The 16605-nt window shown below is 40.4% G+C and carries 17 protein-coding genes; 7 read left to right on the forward strand and 10 right to left on the reverse strand.

Features of this window, described 5'->3' with window-relative positions; genetic code table 11:
* Positions 1-39 precede the first annotated feature (39 nt).
* Positions 40-2331 (reverse strand): DNA helicase PcrA, encoded by a 2292-nt coding sequence (gene pcrA / locus HMPREF2991_RS09460; protein ID WP_070567457.1) that lies wholly within the window; start codon positions 2329-2331, stop codon positions 40-42.
* A gap of 184 nt (positions 2332-2515) precedes the next feature.
* Entirely contained in the window at positions 2516-4186 is a 1671-nt protein-coding gene (locus HMPREF2991_RS09465; protein ID WP_070567459.1) for a formate--tetrahydrofolate ligase, read from the reverse strand.
* A 228-nt stretch (positions 4187-4414) separates the two neighbouring features.
* On the opposite strand from HMPREF2991_RS09465, the gene coaB reads away from it, so the two are divergent.
* The 3 genes from coaB to HMPREF2991_RS09480 are packed head-to-tail and all read left to right on the forward strand — an operon-like array spanning position 4415 to position 6214.
* Positions 4415-5104 (forward strand): phosphopantothenate--cysteine ligase, encoded by a 690-nt coding sequence (coaB, locus tag HMPREF2991_RS09470; RefSeq protein WP_070567460.1) that lies wholly within the window; start codon positions 4415-4417, stop codon positions 5102-5104.
* 11 nt (positions 5105-5115) lie between these two features.
* On the forward strand, positions 5116-5667 hold the full coding sequence (gene coaC, locus HMPREF2991_RS09475; protein ID WP_001274062.1) for a phosphopantothenoylcysteine decarboxylase: 552 nt from the start codon (positions 5116-5118) through the stop codon (positions 5665-5667).
* Positions 5651-6214 carry an ECF transporter S component gene (locus HMPREF2991_RS09480; protein WP_070567462.1) on the forward strand — a complete coding sequence of 188 codons (564 nt, stop codon included), beginning with the start codon at positions 5651-5653 and terminating at the stop codon, positions 6212-6214. Before coaC ends, HMPREF2991_RS09480 begins: the two co-directional genes overlap by 17 nt.
* 39 nt (positions 6215-6253) lie before the next feature.
* On the opposite strand, the gene HMPREF2991_RS09485 is transcribed toward HMPREF2991_RS09480, so the two are convergent.
* Positions 6254-6613 carry a hypothetical protein gene (locus tag HMPREF2991_RS09485; protein ID WP_070567464.1) on the reverse strand — a complete coding sequence of 120 codons (360 nt, stop codon included), beginning with the start codon at positions 6611-6613 and terminating at the stop codon, positions 6254-6256.
* 135 nt (positions 6614-6748) lie between these two features.
* Between HMPREF2991_RS09485 and HMPREF2991_RS09490 the strand changes: the two genes are divergently transcribed.
* Both HMPREF2991_RS09490 and HMPREF2991_RS09495 read left to right on the forward strand, forming a co-directional pair.
* Positions 6749-7276 carry an ECF transporter S component gene (locus tag HMPREF2991_RS09490; RefSeq protein WP_000354645.1) on the forward strand — a complete coding sequence of 176 codons (528 nt, stop codon included), beginning with the start codon at positions 6749-6751 and terminating at the stop codon, positions 7274-7276.
* A gap of 11 nt (positions 7277-7287) precedes the next feature.
* On the forward strand, positions 7288-7803 hold the full coding sequence (locus tag HMPREF2991_RS09495; RefSeq protein ID WP_000159158.1) for a transcription repressor NadR: 516 nt from the start codon (positions 7288-7290) through the stop codon (positions 7801-7803).
* On the opposite strand, the gene HMPREF2991_RS09500 is transcribed toward HMPREF2991_RS09495, so the two are convergent.
* The 7 genes from HMPREF2991_RS09500 to uvrB all read right to left on the reverse strand — a co-directional run bounded on the left by HMPREF2991_RS09500 (position 7800) and on the right by uvrB (position 13387).
* Positions 7800-8267, reverse strand: coding sequence for an 8-oxo-dGTP diphosphatase (locus HMPREF2991_RS09500; protein ID WP_070567466.1), 468 nt, complete (start codon positions 8265-8267; stop codon positions 7800-7802). The genes HMPREF2991_RS09495 and HMPREF2991_RS09500 overlap by 4 nt on opposite strands.
* A 23-nt stretch (positions 8268-8290) precedes the next feature.
* Positions 8291-8734: a hypothetical protein gene (locus HMPREF2991_RS09505; RefSeq protein ID WP_070567468.1), complete on the reverse strand. Its 444-nt coding sequence runs from the start codon at positions 8732-8734 to the stop codon at positions 8291-8293.
* Positions 8712-9269, reverse strand: a complete 558-nt coding sequence (locus HMPREF2991_RS09510; protein WP_070567470.1) for a hypothetical protein — start codon at positions 9267-9269, stop codon at positions 8712-8714. Before HMPREF2991_RS09510 ends, HMPREF2991_RS09505 begins: the two co-directional genes overlap by 23 nt.
* A 495-nt stretch (positions 9270-9764) precedes the next feature.
* The gene (locus HMPREF2991_RS09520) at positions 9765-10268 is read right to left on the reverse strand and encodes a hypothetical protein (protein WP_070567473.1); all 504 of its coding nucleotides are present in this window, start codon (positions 10266-10268) and stop codon (positions 9765-9767) included.
* A gap of 89 nt (positions 10269-10357) precedes the next feature.
* Positions 10358-10861: a GNAT family N-acetyltransferase gene (locus tag HMPREF2991_RS09525; protein WP_070567475.1), complete on the reverse strand. Its 504-nt coding sequence runs from the start codon at positions 10859-10861 to the stop codon at positions 10358-10360.
* A complete protein-coding gene (locus HMPREF2991_RS09530; RefSeq protein WP_000262762.1) occupies positions 10827-11390 on the reverse strand; it encodes a GNAT family N-acetyltransferase in 564 nt (187 codons plus the stop codon). The genes HMPREF2991_RS09525 and HMPREF2991_RS09530 overlap by 35 nt, the downstream gene beginning before the upstream one ends.
* A gap of 8 nt (positions 11391-11398) precedes the next feature.
* The gene (uvrB, locus tag HMPREF2991_RS09535; protein ID WP_045591229.1) at positions 11399-13387 is read right to left on the reverse strand and encodes an excinuclease ABC subunit UvrB; all 1989 of its coding nucleotides are present in this window, start codon (positions 13385-13387) and stop codon (positions 11399-11401) included.
* A 180-nt stretch (positions 13388-13567) separates the two neighbouring features.
* On the opposite strand from uvrB, the gene HMPREF2991_RS09540 reads away from it, so the two are divergent.
* Together HMPREF2991_RS09540 and HMPREF2991_RS09545 are read left to right on the forward strand one after the other, a co-directional pair.
* Positions 13568-15733: an ABC transporter substrate-binding protein/permease gene (locus tag HMPREF2991_RS09540; protein ID WP_070567477.1), complete on the forward strand. Its 2166-nt coding sequence runs from the start codon at positions 13568-13570 to the stop codon at positions 15731-15733.
* The gene (locus tag HMPREF2991_RS09545; protein WP_001096337.1) at positions 15733-16473 is read left to right on the forward strand and encodes an amino acid ABC transporter ATP-binding protein; all 741 of its coding nucleotides are present in this window, start codon (positions 15733-15735) and stop codon (positions 16471-16473) included. Before HMPREF2991_RS09540 ends, HMPREF2991_RS09545 begins: the two co-directional genes overlap by 1 nt.
* Positions 16474-16605: the final 132 nt, after the last annotated feature.

Below are 16605 nucleotides of genomic sequence, written 5' to 3' on the forward strand. Positions count from 1 at the left end.
AATCCTCCTCACTTTATTATTCGTGAGAAGGATGAAAAATTAGATTTTTTTCTCAATTGGGGCAACGCTGGCTAGGAGTTTTTTCAGACCGACTTCTGGGAAATTGATTTTCAACTCCTGCGTATCACCGCTACCAGAGACTTCCAGAACAGTTCCCTCTCCCCACTTCTTGTGGAGAGCAATATCCCCAATAGACCAGTTGGTATCGCTTGAATCTTTTTTATTTCCAGCTGCAAACTGTCCAAATGGGAGACTACTTGACTGGATAGAGCTTGGTGCGGCATTTCGTTTCTGTTCTTGAAGCGCTTGAGCTAGGCTCATGCCTTGACCGAAAGCAATCCCACCACTGCTATACGAAGCCTTGAAACTGGTGTTAGCAGGACGACCCAAACCTTGATACTCGAGCAAGTCCGAACTAATTTCATTGATAAAACGAGTTGGACGGTTATAGTTGGTACGACCGAAAAGCAAGCGAGAGTTGGCATTGGTCAAATAGAGGATTTTCTCAGCGCGTGTGATACCTACATAGGCCAAACGGCGTTCTTCTTCCAGTTCATCAGGATCCTCAGCTGCTCGACTAAGAGGAAAGACATTTTCCTCCATCCCAATGATAAAGACAACTGGAAACTCAAGCCCTTTAGCAGCATGCAAGGTCATCAAGGTTACTTCAGATGTCTCCTGACTGCCTGAATCTGTGTCTGTAATCAAAGCCAAGTCATTCAAGAAACGACTGAGTTTATCCAAGCCAGTTTCCTCTTCTTGACTATCAGGATTGTCGTCAAAATTCTTAGTAACTGATAGGAACTCTTCGATATTTTCTACCCGAGCCTTGCTTTCTAGAGTTGCTTGGGCATTAAGAATATCGACGTAACCTGTTTTTTCAAGAACTGCTTCAACCAACTCTGTAATGCTTAATTGGTCCAGTTGCTCCCGCAAATCCAAAATCATATTAGCAAAATCCCAAATCGACTGGGCTGCTTTCCCTTTGATGCCAGACAACATGATATTTGCTGAGGCATCTAGCATAGACATCTCTTGCAAATTCGCAAAATCACGGATTTTCTCAACGGTTCCTGGTCCAATTCCACGTTTTGGTTCGTTGATAATGCGCTCAAAACTGATATTATCACTCAGATTAGCAATGAGGTTGAGATAGGCGATAATGTCACGAATTTCCTTACGGCTGTAGAACTTGGTCCCACCAACCATAGTATAAGGAATATTGGACTTGAGCAGGGCTTCCTCAATGGTACGGGATTGAGCGTTAGTACGGTAAAGCACTGCAAAGTCTTTGTGAAGAAAGTTTTGGCTACGACCAAGTTCATCAATGGTTTTGGCTACAAAAACAGCCTCATCTTGTTCGTCATTTGCACGATAGTAAATAATCTGCTCCCCATCCGCATTCTGAGTCCAGAGATTCTTAGGACGACGATTTTTATTGTTTTTGATGACGTCATTGGCGGCTTGGAGAATGGTTTTTGTTGAACGATAATTCTCCTCTAACAAAACAACCTTGGCGTTAGGATAATCTTTCTCAAAATCCAAGATATTCTGCATATCAGCCCCACGCCAACCGTAGATAGACTGGTCCGCATCACCGACCACGCAGATGTTTTTAAAGCGTGAAGCCAAGAGTTTGACCAATTGGTACTGGGCATGGTTGGTATCTTGGTATTCATCAACATGGATGTATTGGAACTTCTGCTGGTAGTAGGTCAAAACATCAGAATTCTGATCAAAGAGACGCAAAGTCAACATGATCAAATCATCAAAGTCAACGGATTCAGACTGACGAAGCTCCTTTTGATAGGCCGTATAACACTGGGCCACGATTTGCGTATACATATCACCAGCTTGAGCAGCATAAGCCACATCATCAATTAGGTCATTCTTAGCATTGGAAATGGTTCCCAAAATAGTCCGTTCATTCCATTTTTTAGGATCTAAGTTTAATTGCTTGAGAATGCGCTTCATGAGAGTTCGTTGCTCTCCTGGATCTACAATAGTGAAGTTCCGATTGTAGCCAATATGATCCGCATCGCGACGCAGGATACGAACACACATTGAGTGAAAGGTCGCAATCAGACAGTCCTGAGTAGCTGTATTAAGACCATAAGCACGCTCTTTCATCTCACGCGCAGCCTTGTTGGTAAAGGTAATGGCCAAGATATTCCAAGGATTGACCATCTTTTCATCAATCAAATAAGCAATACGGTGGGTCAAAACTCGGGTCTTCCCAGAACCAGCCCCCGCCATGATTAACAAGGGCCCTTCTGTCGTTTGCACCGCCTCAGCCTGACGGTCATTCATTCCATTCAATAAAGCGTTCATTTTCTCTTCCTTACTCTTGAAGTCAATGTTTCTATTATATCAGAAATTAGGGAAAATATCTTTAGCTAGACTGATTGCGTCTAGAAAGTAACTCTATTATCAGCTGACGACAACGCCTCATATCTAGACAAGAAAATGAGCTTGGATAGCTTTTCCAAACTCATTTGAAATCAATTGCAATTTACTAGAACAAGCCTAGGACCGTTCCATCACTTTCAACATCCATATTAAGAGCGGCTGGTCGTTTTGGAAGACCTGGCATGGTCATGACATCACCAGTTAGGGCAACGATGAAGCCTGCACCCAATTTTGGTACCAATTCACGAATTGTGATTTCAAAGTTTTCTGGTGCTCCAAGTGCATTTGGATTGTCAGAGAAACTGTACTGAGTTTTAGCCATACAGATTGGCAATTTATCCCATCCGTTTTGAACGATTTGAGCGATTTGCGTTTGAGCTTTCTTCTCAAAGTTCACTTTGCTACCACGATAGATTTCAGTGACAATCTTTTCAATCTTTTCTTGAACAGAAAGGTCATTGTCATACAGACGAGTATAGTTAGCTGGGTTTTCAGCGATTGTCTTGACAAGTGTTTCAGCAAGCGCTACGCCTCCTTCTGCGCCATCAGCCCAGACACTAGCCAACTCTACTGGAACATCGATTGAGGCACAAAGTTCTTTCAAGGCTGCGATTTCAGCTTCTGTATCAGAAATAAATTCGTTAATAGCCACAACTGCTGGAATACCGAACTTACGAATGTTCTCAACGTGGCGTTTCAAGTTAGCAAAACCTGCGCGAACAGCCTCAACATTTTCCTCTGTAAGAGCGTCCTTAGCTACGCCACCATTCATCTTAAGGGCACGAAGGGTTGCGACGATGACAACAGCATCTGGAGATGTTGGCAAGTTTGGTGTCTTAATGTCAAGGAATTTCTCAGCACCAAGGTCCGCACCAAAACCAGCTTCAGTGACTGTATAATCAGCCAAGCGAAGGGCTGTGCTTGTTGCCAAAACAGAGTTACATCCATGAGCAATATTGGCAAATGGACCACCGTGTACAAAGGCAGGTGTACCATAAATTGTCTGAACCAAGTTTGGCTTAATAGCATCTTTCAAAATCAATGCTAAAGCTCCCTCAACCTGCAAATCACCAACAGTAACTGGCGTACGATCGTAACGATAGCCAATAACGATGTTAGCCAAGCGACGTTTCAAATCTTCAATATCGGTCGCCAAGCAAAGAATGGCCATGATTTCTGAAGCAACGGTAATATCGAAACCATCCTCGCGTGGAATACCATTTAGAGGGCCACCAAGTCCAACGGTCACATGACGAAGGGCACGGTCGTTCAAGTCCACCACACGTTTCCAAAGGATTCGACGTTGGTCAATTCCCAGCTCATTTCCTTGATGCAAGTGATTGTCAATTAAAGCAGAAAGAGCATTGTTGGCAGTTGTAATGGCATGCATATCCCCGGTAAAGTGAAGGTTGATGTCCTCCATTGGCAACACTTGGGCATAACCACCACCTGCAGCACCACCCTTAATCCCCATTACTGGGCCAAGAGACGGTTCGCGGATAGCAATCATGGTTTTCTTACCAATCTTGTTCAAGGCATCCGCAAGACCAATGGTAATGGTTGACTTTCCTTCACCCGCTGGTGTTGGATTGATGGCAGTAACCAAGATCAATTTTCCAACTGGATTGCTCTCAACTGCACGAATTTTATCAAAGCTGAGCTTAGCCTTGTACTTTCCATACAATTCCAAATCATCGTAAGAAATACCCAGTTTCTCTACAACATCAACGATTGGTTTCAACTCAATACTCTGTGCGATTTCAATATCTGTTTTCATTCAAAACTCCTCTAGCCTCTAATATGATAATTCATTATAACACAAAACAAGATTTTTAACATCCATAAACTCTCTAAACGTTCGTAAATATCCTGAATTTCAAGATTTTTAGGGCTCTTTTAAAAATTTTATATGGCTTTATAGTTATAAACTATAGTGTAGCTTTGTTTTAGCAAAATTTTATCGCTTTCATTTTACTTACTGTTTATTTTTGTGTACAATAGTGCTATGAAAATTTTAGTCACATCGGGCGGTACCAGTGAAGCTATCGATAGTGTCCGCTCTATTACTAACCATTCTACAGGTCGCTTGGGGAAAATCATCACAGAAACCTTGCTTGCTGCGGGGCATGAAGTTTGTTTGATAACGACAAGACGAGCTCTGAAGCCAGAAGCTCATCCCAACCTAAGCATTCGAGAAATTGATAATACCAACGACCTTCTAGTTGTGATGCAAGAACTTGTTAAGGAATATCAGGTCTTAATCCACTCAATGGCTGTGTCCGACTATACTCCTGTTTATATGACGGGGCTTGAGGAGGTACAGGCTAGCTCTAATTTAGAAGAATTTTTAATCAAGCAGAATCATCAGACTAAGATTTCATCAACTGATGAGGTGCAGGTTTTATTCCTGAAAAAAACACCCAAAATCATCTCTCTAGTCAAGGAATGGAACCCTGCCATTCATCTGATTGGTTTCAAACTATTGGTTGATGTCTCTGAGGATTATCTCATTGAGATTGCTAGAAAAAGTCTTATCAAGAACCAAGCAGACTTAATCATCGCAAATGACCTGACTCAAATTTCAGCAAACCAGCATCAAGCAATCTTTGTTGAGAAAGAGGAACTCCAAACCGTTCAAACCAAAGAGGAAATAGCAAACCTCCTCCTTGAAAAAATTCAAGCATACGATTTTTAGAAAGGAAAGCCATGGCAAATATTCTCATCGCAGTGACAGGTTCCATTGCCTCCTATAAATCAGCTGATCTAGTCAGTTCCTTGAAGAAACAGGGCCATCAGGTCACTGTCTTAATGACTGAGGCAGCGAGAGAGTTTATCCAACCGCTGACACTACAGGTCCTCTCTCAAAATCCTGTCCACCTTGATGTCATGCAGGAACCCGCTCCTGATCAAGTCAATCATATCGAACTAGGCAAAAGGACTGACCTTTTTATTGTAGCCCCAGCTACTGCTAATACCATAGCAAAGTTAGCCCATGGATTTGCGGACAACATGGTGACAAGTACAGCACTTGCCCTGCCAGACCACGTCAAAAAGTTAGTCGCGCCAGCCATGAATACAAAGATGTATGACCATCCGGCAACCCAGGCTAATCTAAAAACATTAGAGACCTATGGTTATCAGATCATCTCTCCAAAAGAATCTCTACTAGCCTGTGGCGATCACGGCAAAGGCGCCCTAGCTGACCTGAATACTATATTAGAAAGAATAAAGGAAACCCTCGATGAACAAACGCTCTAACATTGCCCCAATTGCTATCTTTTTTGCAGTTATGCTCGTTATCCACTTTTTGAGCTCTCTCCTATTTAATCTTTTCCCATTTCCAATTAAACCAACTATCGTTCATATTCCAGTAATCATTGCTAGTATCATTTACGGCCCACGAGTTGGTGTTACACTTGGTTTCTTGATGGGACTGCTAAGCTTAACGGTAAACACGATTACCATCCTTCCAACCAGCTACCTCTTCTCACCATTCGTACCGAACGGAAACATTTACTCTGCGATTATCGCTATTGTCCCTCGCATTTTGATCGGTCTGACACCTTACTTGGTCTATAAACTGATGAAAAATAAAACTGGGCTAATCCTAGCTGGTGCCCTCGGTTCCCTTACCAACACCGTCTTTGTCCTTGGGGGAATCTTCTTCCTTTTTGGAAGTGTCTTCGATGGAAATATCCAAAAACTCCTTGCAACCGTCATTTCAACCAACTCAATTGCTGAGCTTGTCATCTCTGCAGTTCTAACAGTAGCAATTGTCCCACGTTTACAAACCTTGAAAAAATAAAACAACTCCACTTTCGTAATGAAAGTGGAGTTTTCATATTTAATGCATGAGAATAATCAAAAAAATGTGAAATCCAAAGAGCAGGAATTGATGCGAAAGCCGTATAGGTTGCTGACTTTTCTGACTATCCAAGTATAGAGTTAGTGACAGTAAAATCAAACCAAAAGCAATCACCATTCTGACCAAATAGGCAATTTCTAGTATTGCTGCCATCAAAAGAAAACCTAATAAAGGAAGGCTAAAAAGTGAAACAGCCAAGCTACTTGCTAATAGAGAGAGTAGCGAAAGGACTAATAAACTATAAACTAGGAAACGAGTCCAACCTGAGACTACTTTCCCTTCACTTTTCTGTTTTGACATCATCACGATTACCACTATTAGGTAAACAAAAAGTATCATCACATTTTCTCCTCGTTTCCTATTATTCTTTACCACATTTTAACCAAATTTTCCTGAAAAATCAATAATGCTTCTTGACTTGATTGGTGATTTATTGTACTATACTTGTGTATATACAGATAAATGGAGGTTCTTATGGATATACGGAAAAAAACGCAGTTTATGACTATGACTGCCCTACTCACTGCAATAGCGATTTTGATTCCAATCATTATGCCTTTTAAAATCGTTATCCCACCGGCTTCTTACACCTTGGGAAGTCATATCCCCATCTTTATCGCCATGTTTCTTTCGCCTTTGATGGCTGCTTTTGTGATTATTGCTTCTAGTCTCGGCTTCCTAATGGCAGGTTATCCCCCTGTTATTGTACTTCGTGCCTTCTCTCACATTGTTTTTGGTACTTTGGGGGCTTTGTACTTAAAGAAATTCCCTGAAACCTTGGATAAACCAAAGACATCTTGGATTTTTAACTTTGTTTTGGGTGTTGTTCATGCTATCGCTGAAGTAATAGCTTGTATCATCTTCTATGCTACTTCAGGGACAAATGTTGAAAATATGTTTTATGTTCTCTTTGTCCTAGTTGGTTTTGGCACAATCGTCCATAGTATGGTAGACTATACATTAGCACTAGCTGTCTATAAAGTGCTTCGAAAACGTCGCTAAAAGGAAAAACTATGACAAAGGATCGCAAACAAGCTCTTCTCAAACTATTAAAAGAAGCGCCAAAAGCTCTCAATGGTCAAACCTTGGCTGAACACTTTCATGTTACGCGTCAGGTCATTGTACAGGACATCGCTATTCTCCGAGCAGATGGAGCTCCTATCCTATCCACCAATCGTGGCTATATCTACAAAGAAAATGATGCCAGCCCCTACGTGCACAAACTCTTTAAAGTGAAACATGAACTGGAAGAAATCGGTCAGGAACTACTAGCTATTGTAGACAATGGCGGACGCGTTCAAAATATCTTAATCGATCATCCCGTTTATGGCGAAATTGAAACCCTACTCAAACTCACCTGCCGCCGAGATGTCCAGCACTTTCTGGAACAAGTCGAGAATTCAGACTTTAGACCCCTTTCTGAATTGACAGACGGCATCCATTACCACCTTGTTGAAGCCGAGACACAACAAGACCTCCACTATATCGAGGAGGCCTTGGATCAGTTAGGTTATTTAGTAAAAGACTAGAAAATTTCTTTTTCCCAGCCGTTCTCTGTGCGGTGGCGATAGAAGAATTCAGACTTGTCAGGTGCTTCCATCATTTCCATCAAAGGCAACATATCATAGGCCAGATCCAAGTTTGGAATCTGGTCTTTTTGCACCCAACATACTTCTCCTTCTTCTGAAGATTGGAGATTTCCAGTAAACTCTGTCGCTTTATAGCAAACGACGATGTAGCGCCCACCTGTATCTAAGGGCCAGTTTTTAATGCCGACTAGTTGTGGATTCTGAATCGTTAGACCTGTTTCTTCATAAATCTCACGAATGACAGACTCGGCAAAAGCCTCGCCATTCTCAACATGTCCTCCTGGAAAGGCATAGCCAGACCAGCGATTGTTTTCGGGTGAACGATACTGCATCACCACGCGCTGGGTTTCGAGGTCTTCAATCAGACAGATGTTGGTTAAAATAGTTGCTTGGGCACGGGACATAGGTTTACTCGCTTTCTAAGTTATTAAAATGTATCTTCATTGTATTTTACTTCTGCCTTCATGATAAAGGGATTGATCAATTCATGATGTTCATAAGTAGTACGGGCCAAAAAACCTCTAGCAATGATGATTTCTTTATCTTGTATGTGATAGTCTATATTAATAGGAATGGTTGGATCCGAGATAACTGATAAAACAAAGAATGCTGCAAACCAAAGGTAAAATGTCACCAATCCACTAAATACTTGAAAAATAAGGTGATACCATTTAGCATCTCTTGTTCTATAAAAGATTCTCCAAGGATGGATTAGGAAGGTCAAACAAAGAATGAAAAACCAACTATTCCACAAAACTGGCGTAAAGGATAGACCAAAAACTAACAGCACCAAATGAAGAATCACAAAAACTAGCAAAGCCAAATAGAGAGTTTTAAATGAAAATAACTTAGTTAGATTTTCTTTTGTCATGATTATTCCTCTTTTTGTCCTTATATTTCAAAATGAACATTAATATCGCTGGAATGATGAAAAAGATTAGATAGGTAGTAATTGGAAGCCAGATGTAGCGATAATCGATCGATAATAGGGAAGGAATTTTTTTAACATTTCTCCCTTTCACCCCAACAAGTAAGTGGAGGAAAAAAATAGGTCCATTTATGTATAGAAAAGCTTTTAAAAATCCTTGTACTGAAGCCTTATTGCTAAAACCATCTCTAAAAATACCTTGATAGAATGTGTGAACCAAAAAGACAAAATTCATAATAATTGGCAAGACATAGGACAGTTCTTGATATGGTTTCGGGATAAGTGACGTCCCGAACAACACATACATGATACCAAAAATAGATAATAATATTATACCACCATCCATAAAAGAAGCAATCTTTGAATGTCTTTCCTGCCACAATTGGACGTGAGCTACCAAAGAATACTTTTTCTGGATTTTTCTCATTTGTCTGTTCTGTTGTTTGACCTTCTTTTGCCTCTTAGTCTTTCGTTCCATTTACGCCTCCTTCTTCTCTTTTCTATCCGTATAATCAAAAGCAGAATGCCCAGCCCCAAGAAAAAGAAAAAGAGATAACTTACAATAGGGACCCAGACATATGCTGGATCCATAGAAATTATGGGAGGGAAATTCGTTGACTTACGACGTCCTAGCCAATTCAGACCTACCAAGAGATGAAGGGGAAAAAGAAGACCATTAAACCCAATAAATCCCCATGAAAAGTAACGCCATTTCTGAAGTTTATCACTACTAAAACGAAAGACAAGGATATAAGTTGATAAGATCAGAAGGATAAGATTGAAGCTTAAGGGGGAAAGATAGTTCATGTTCGGTAATGGATAACTAATGTAAGAGGCGGCGAGAAATGATACAAACATAGATCCAAATAACACACTCGTATCCAAGAGTTGACTAATCTTTCGATGCCTTTCCAACCAAAGAGAAAACCTTTTAGTCCAAGAAGACTTTTCTTTTGTCTTGTACTTCATTTGCCTACTCATCTTCATTTTCATCTACTCCTTTTTTTGAAGCTTTAGAGAGAAAGAAGATTGCCAAAGTTAACACCAACACCAGAAGGTAGACGACAATAGGGAACCAGATATAGGATGACTCCAGTGAAAACAAAGGTGAGAGAACAACTCTTCCTCTTTTTCTCACACCAATCAGTTGAAAAATGAAGCTAACGATATTGATATAAATAAAGGGTTCACAAAATCTTTTAAGGGTCCTTTCTTTTTTAGTTTTCACTGACAAAAAGAGAGCATAGAACCTATTACCCAAGATAAAAAGATTCAATTGCAAGGGAAATAAAAGCTCTCTGTACCGAAAATCAGCTGGAAGGCTTTTGTTCTGTGATGTTGTAAATTCTATAACTAGGAACAAGCTGATATAAAAGAACATATCAAGCATAAATTTGACAAATCGATGCCCTTGTAACCAAAAACGAACAGAATCTAAGCCTGATGATTTCTTATAATTCGTCTCTTTCAATTTCATAATAACTTCCCTCTATTTAAAATATAATCTAAAACATGATTGTTTGTTCATTGCGTAATCTGAAAACAAAATCGCAATTCTACCAGTATTTAACTCTCAGATTTTGAGGATTTCTTACGTACCATTCTAATTTCAGTGATAGGTTTTCCAAGGTCAAGTATTTTTTCTTGCCCATCAAAAGTAAAACCCATTTTTTGATAGAAAGCAATGGCTCGCTTATTCTCTTTTAATACCCATAAAAATATTTCAGAGAACTGTTCAAGAGTAGTCAGAGCTTCCTTCATTAACTTCTGAGCAATACCTTTTCCATAATAGTCTTTTAAAACATATAAGGCAATAATTTCGCCAGCTTGAATAGTCTCATCACGAAAGTTTCCATAACTGATAAAACCAACTACCTTCATGCCATCTATCGCAATCAATGTATTTTTAGGATATTTTTGACTAAAGAATCGACATCTTTCTAATGTCATCGTCTCCTGAAATTCTGCAGGTAAAAGATCATCATAAGCCTCTCTCCACGTTTGCCAATGAACGAAGGATTTAACTTCTATCTCTTCAGGAGTTTCCATTTGTTTGATAGTTAGGTTCATTTATTTTACTCCATTCTTCTCTCAGAATACCATATTTAATACTATCAAAATATTTGCCTTGGTAATAACGAACTTTTGGAATATGAGCTTCTTTTTTCATTCTTAATTTTTCAGCAAGTTTTACCATACCAAGATTTCCTGACCAAGTTGTCAAACCAAGATGCTCCAACACCAAGTAATCCTTAAATGTCCGATCTATCCATTGTAGCATAGCAGCTTTTCCAATGCCAGAGTTCCAAAATTTGTTATCATAAATACAAATCCCCAATTCCATCCATCTTGTTTGTTTACATACCCAGTAGCGCGAAACAGTCCCAACTAATTTATCATCAACAAAAATACCAAGGCGATTTGAGTTGTTTAGAGTAGATTCTGATTTTTGTAGTTTAAATTCTTGAAAATTAGGAAAATGCTGATAATCGTCATAATAGGGAGCATCATACTGCTTCCAAATTGGATTAGATTGTGAATAAGCAATTTCCCACAAAGACACCAAATCTTCTTCAATTAGTTTTCTTAAATAAACCATACTTTTTCCTAATCCAACGCCTTGACTTCCAACATCATATCACGTATCTGAGCTGCCAGTTCAAAGTCAAGCACTTCGACGGCTTCTTGCATTTGTTTCTCCAGTTTCTTAACAAGTTCCTTGCGCTCTTGTTTGTTGAGGCTATTGATATCGACTTCCTTGTCCTCTTCCTTGGCAACTGCCTTAGTTACAGCGATCAGATCACGGATTTCTTTCTTAATGGTTTGTGGAACGATACCATGCTCTTCATTATAAGCCATCTGGATTTTGCGACGGCGGGCCGTTTCATCGATAGCACGTTGCATAGACTGGGTCATGGTATCAGCGTACATGATAACATGCCCTTCGCTATTACGGGCAGCACGACCAATGGTCTGGATGAGGCCACGCTCATTACGAAGGAAACCTTCCTTGTCAGCATCTAGAATGGCAACCAAGCTTACTTCAGGAACGTCAATCCCTTCACGAAGGAGGTTGATTCCGACCAAGACATCAAAAACACCCAAGCGCAGGTCGCGAATAATCTCAGTCCGTTCCAAGGTCTTGATATCTGAGTGCATGTACTTAACCTTGATACCCATTTCTTTGAAGTAGTCAGTTAAGTCCTCTGCCATTTTCTTGGTCAAAGTGGTGATAAAGGTTCGTTCATTCTTTTCAACACGAGCATTGATTTCACCTAGGAGGTCATCAATCTGTCCCATAGTCGGACGGACTTCCACCTCTGGGTCTAAAAGTCCTGTTGGACGAATGATTTGCTCGATCACTGTCTCGGTCTGTTCGTTTTCATAGTCGCCTGGTGTCGCTGAAACGTAAACAATCTGATGCACATGACTCTCAAATTCTTCACGACGAAGGGGACGATTGTCCAAGGCGGACGGCAGACGGAAACCATAATTTACTAACATTTCCTTACGCGAACGGTCTCCATTGTACATGCCCTTGATTTGCCCCATGGTCATGTGACTTTCATCAATCATGATCAAGAAATCATCTGGGAAGAAGTCGAGAAGCGTATAAGGAGGCTCTCCTTCGCTACGACCATCCATGTGACGAGAGTAGTTCTCAACCCCATTTGTATAACCCATCTCACGCAGCATTTCGATATCATACTCTGTCCGCTGTTTCAAACGCTGGGCCTCCAGAAGTTTGCCTTCCTTTTCAAAGACAGCTAACTGCTCCTCCAACTCTGCCTGAATCTTGGCAATGGCAACTTCCATATGGTCGTCATTGGTCACAAAGTGAGTGGCAGGGAAAATCGCCAAATGATCGACTTCTCCCAATACCTGACCTGTCAGCGCCTCAACTTCTCGGATACGGTCAATCTCATCCCCGAAAAACTCTACTCGAAAAGCGTGTTCATCTCGGGAAGCTGGGAAAATCTCAACCACATCCCCGCGAACGCGAAATCTTCCCCGTTGGAAATCAATATCATTGCGTTCAAACTGAATATCTACCAAGTCATTGAGTAGTTTATCACGAGAAATCTCAAGACCTGGACGAAGACTAACAACACTATCAGAATATTCCTTTGGCGAACCCAAACCATAAATGCAAGAAACTGAAGCCACGACGATGACATCGTTACGCTCCAGAAGAGCCGAAGTCGCTGAGTGACGGAGCTTGTCAATCTCATCATTGACAGAGCTGTCCTTCTCAATATAGGTATCGCTCGAAGGGACATAAGCCTCGGGTTGGTAATAGTCATAGTAGGATACGAAATACTCAACTGCATTTTCAGGGAAAAATTCCTTAAATTCTCCATAGAGCTGACCAGCCAGAGTCTTATTGTGGGCAATGACCAAAGTTGGTTTATTGACTTTGGAAATGACCTGACTCATGGTATAGGTCTTCCCTGTACCCGTCGCCCCCATCAGAATTTGAGCCTTCTCACCACCCTCGATATTGTCAACCAACTGCTCAATCGCTTGTGGTTGATCTCCTGATGGTTCATATTTTGATACTAGTTTAAATTTATTATCTGTAATTCGATTAATCATGATTGCCTCGTCTGCATTTTTCTATCCTTCTATTTTACCATAAATTTACTTTTCAGACTCTACTCTAAGTTGATAAGAGCGAGTATTTCATGTTACATTTCCTTACATAATTTTCATAAAATTTGCCTTTTCATTCATTTTCTGATATAATGGGAAAATATTCGGAAAAGGAGACTAAAAATGAAGAAAAAAATACTAGCATGTTTGCTCATTTTATTTCCCATTTTCTCACTAGGTATGGCAAAAGCTGATACTGTTAAGATTGTGTCTGATACAGCTTACGCACCTTTTGAGTTTAAAGATTCAGATCAAACCTATAAAGGGATTGATGTTGATATTATAAATAAAGTCGCAGAAATCAAAGGATGGAACATCCAAATGTCTTATCCTGGCTTTGATGCAGCTGTAAATGCAGTGCAGTCAGGTCAAGCAGATGCTATTATGGCAGGTATGACAAAAACAAAAGAACGTGAAAATGTCTTTACCATGTCTGATACCTATTATGATACAAAAGTTGTCATTGCTACCACAAAGGCAAATAAAATCACCAAATATGAGGAACTTAGCGGCAAAACAGTTGGAGTTAAGAACGGAACTGCCGCTCAACGTTTCCTCGAAAGTATCAAAGATAAATACGGTTTCTCTATTAAAACCTTTGATACTGGTGATTTGATGAATAATAGTCTAAGTGCTGGTGCTGTGAATGCCATCATGGACGATAAACCTGTTATTGAGTATGCGATTAACCAAGGACAAGATCTCAGCATCAATATGGATGGTGAGGCTGTTGGAAGCTTTGCCTTTGGTGTCAAGAAAGGGAGCAAGTATGAACACTTGGTTACCGAGTTTAATGAAGCTCTAGCCCAAATGAAGAAAGATGGTAGCTTGGAGCAAATCATCCAAAAATGGACAGCTTCTACAACTACGGCAAGCCCAACGACAACTACTGCTGCTGGACAAAAAGCTACTCCAGTGAAAAGCAAGTACATTATTGCCAGCGACTCATCTTTCGCCCCATTCGTCTTTCAAAATTCAAGCAATCAATACACCGGTATTGATATGGACCTGATCAAGGCCATTGCCAAAGATCAAGGTTTTGAAATTGAGATTACCAACCCAGGATTTGACGCAGCAATCAGTGCTGTTCAAGCTGGACAAGCAGATGGTATCATTGCTGGAATGTCTGTAACAGATGCCCGTAAGGAAACCTTTGACTTCTCAGAATCATACTACACAGCAAATACGATTCTCGGTGTGAAAGAATCAAGCACAATTGCTTCTTATGAAGACCTCAAGAATAAAACTGTCGGTGTTAAAAACGGGACTGCCTCTCAAACGTTCCTTACTGAGAATCAAAACAAATACGGCTATAAGATTAAAACCTTTGCAGATGGCGCTTCAATGTATGACAGTCTGAATACTGGATCTATCGATGCCGTGATGGATGATGAGCCAGTTCTCAAATATTCTATCAGCCAAGGTCAAAAATTGAAAACGCCAATCGCTGGAACTCCAATCGGTGAAACAGCCTTTGCGGTTAAAAAAGGAACAAACCCTGAATTGATCCAGATGTTCAATAATGGACTTGCTAACCTCAAAGCTAACGGAGAATTTCAAAAGATTCTTGACAAGTATCTAGCTAGCGAATCTTCAACTAACTCTACAAGTACGGTTGACGAAACGACTATCTGGGGCTTGCTTCAAAACAACTACAAACAACTTCTTAGTGGACTTGGAATCACTCTTGCTCTAGCGCTTATTTCATTTGCAATTGCCATTGTCATCGGTATTATCTTTGGTATGTTTAGCGTTAGTCCATACAAATCTCTTCGTCTAATCTCTGAGATTTTCGTTGACGTTATTCGAGGAATTCCATTGATGATTCTTGCAGCCTTCATCTTCTGGGGAATTCCAAACTTCATCGAGTCCATTACAGGCCAACAAAGTCCAATCAATGACTTTGTAGCTGGTACTATTGCCCTCTCACTTAATGCGGCAGCTTATATCGCTGAAATCGTTCGTGGTGGGATTCAAGCTGTCCCAGTTGGGCAAATGGAGGCCAGCCGCAGTCTTGGTATCTCTTATGGAAAAACCATGCGTAAGATTATCTTGCCACAAGCGACTAAATTGATGTTGCCGAACTTCGTTAACCAATTCGTTATCGCTCTCAAAGATACAACCATTGTATCTGCTATCGGTTTGGTGGAACTTTTCCAAACTGGTAAGATTATCATCGCCCGTAACTACCAAAGTTTCAAGATGTATGCAATCCTTGCTATCTTCTATCTTGTAATTATCACGCTTTTGACTAGACTAGCGAAACGCTTAGAAAAGAGGATTCGTTAATGGCAAAACTAAAAATTGATGTAAATGATTTGCATAAGTATTATGGAAAAAATGAAGTTTTAAAAGGTATTACGACTAAATTCTATGAAGGAGATGTTGTCTGTATCATCGGTCCTTCTGGTTCTGGTAAATCCACCTTCCTCCGTAGCCTTAACCTTCTCGAGGAGGTAACGAGTGGCCACATCACAGTAAATGGTTATGATCTGACTGAAAAATCAACCAATGTCGACCATGTTCGCGAAAACGTTGGGATGGTCTTCCAACACTTCAACCTCTTCCCACACATGTCAGTCCTAGAAAATATCACTTTTGCACCTATTGAACACAAACGAATGACCAAAGAAGAAGCTGAAAAATTGGGGATGGAGTTGCTGGAGAAAGTCGGTCTTGCAGACAAAGCTAATGCCAACCCAGATAGCCTATCAGGTGGTCAAAAACAGCGTGTAGCTATCGCTCGTGGACTTGCCATGAATCCTGATATCATGCTCTTTGATGAGCCAACTTCCGCTCTGGACCCTGAGATGGTCGGAGATGTACTGAATGTTATGAAGGAATTGGCGGAACAAGGCATGACCATGATTATCGTAACCCACGAGATGGGATTTGCTCGTCAGGTGGCTAACCGTGTTATCTTTACGGCTGATGGTGAATTCCTAGAAGATGGAACTCCAGATCAAATCTTCGATAACCCGCAACACCCTCGTCTAAAAGAATTTTTGGACAAGGTCTTAAACGTATAAAACGAAAGTGTGAGGTTCTCCTTACACTTTTTTAATTGCGTATTGGATTTTTTGTTTTTTTTGAAAATTATGATAAAATAAAAACTATGATAATGAGGAAATCTCATCCCTAGTCCAACTAGGAAAAAATAT

The sequence above is a fragment of the Streptococcus sp. HMSC072D07 genome, assembly GCF_001814835.1.
In the GTDB taxonomy this organism is placed as follows: domain Bacteria; phylum Bacillota; class Bacilli; order Lactobacillales; family Streptococcaceae; genus Streptococcus.

Bases quoted from the DNA above. Each gene is read 5' to 3' on its own strand.
- pcrA (WP_070567457.1), bottom strand. From the start codon at position 2,331: ATGAACGCTTTATTGAATGGAATGAATGACCGTCAGGCTGAGGCGGTG.
- HMPREF2991_RS09465 (WP_070567459.1), bottom strand. From the start codon at position 4,186: ATGAAAACAGATATTGAAATCGCACAGAGTATTGAGTTGAAACCAATC.
- coaB (WP_070567460.1), top strand. From the start codon at position 4,415: ATGAAAATTTTAGTCACATCGGGCGGTACCAGTGAAGCTATCGATAGT.
- coaC (WP_001274062.1), top strand. From the start codon at position 5,116: ATGGCAAATATTCTCATCGCAGTGACAGGTTCCATTGCCTCCTATAAA.
- HMPREF2991_RS09480 (WP_070567462.1), top strand. From the start codon at position 5,651: ATGAACAAACGCTCTAACATTGCCCCAATTGCTATCTTTTTTGCAGTT.
- HMPREF2991_RS09485 (WP_070567464.1), bottom strand. From the start codon at position 6,613: ATGATACTTTTTGTTTACCTAATAGTGGTAATCGTGATGATGTCAAAA.
- HMPREF2991_RS09490 (WP_000354645.1), top strand. From the start codon at position 6,749: ATGGATATACGGAAAAAAACGCAGTTTATGACTATGACTGCCCTACTC.
- HMPREF2991_RS09495 (WP_000159158.1), top strand. From the start codon at position 7,288: ATGACAAAGGATCGCAAACAAGCTCTTCTCAAACTATTAAAAGAAGCG.
- HMPREF2991_RS09500 (WP_070567466.1), bottom strand. From the start codon at position 8,267: ATGTCCCGTGCCCAAGCAACTATTTTAACCAACATCTGTCTGATTGAA.
- HMPREF2991_RS09505 (WP_070567468.1), bottom strand. From the start codon at position 8,734: ATGACAAAAGAAAATCTAACTAAGTTATTTTCATTTAAAACTCTCTAT.
- HMPREF2991_RS09510 (WP_070567470.1), bottom strand. From the start codon at position 9,269: ATGGAACGAAAGACTAAGAGGCAAAAGAAGGTCAAACAACAGAACAGA.
- HMPREF2991_RS09520 (WP_070567473.1), bottom strand. From the start codon at position 10,268: ATGAAATTGAAAGAGACGAATTATAAGAAATCATCAGGCTTAGATTCT.
- HMPREF2991_RS09525 (WP_070567475.1), bottom strand. From the start codon at position 10,861: ATGAACCTAACTATCAAACAAATGGAAACTCCTGAAGAGATAGAAGTT.
- HMPREF2991_RS09530 (WP_000262762.1), bottom strand. From the start codon at position 11,390: ATGGTTTATTTAAGAAAACTAATTGAAGAAGATTTGGTGTCTTTGTGG.
- uvrB (WP_045591229.1), bottom strand. From the start codon at position 13,387: ATGATTAATCGAATTACAGATAATAAATTTAAACTAGTATCAAAATAT.
- HMPREF2991_RS09540 (WP_070567477.1), top strand. From the start codon at position 13,568: ATGAAGAAAAAAATACTAGCATGTTTGCTCATTTTATTTCCCATTTTC.
- HMPREF2991_RS09545 (WP_001096337.1), top strand. From the start codon at position 15,733: ATGGCAAAACTAAAAATTGATGTAAATGATTTGCATAAGTATTATGGA.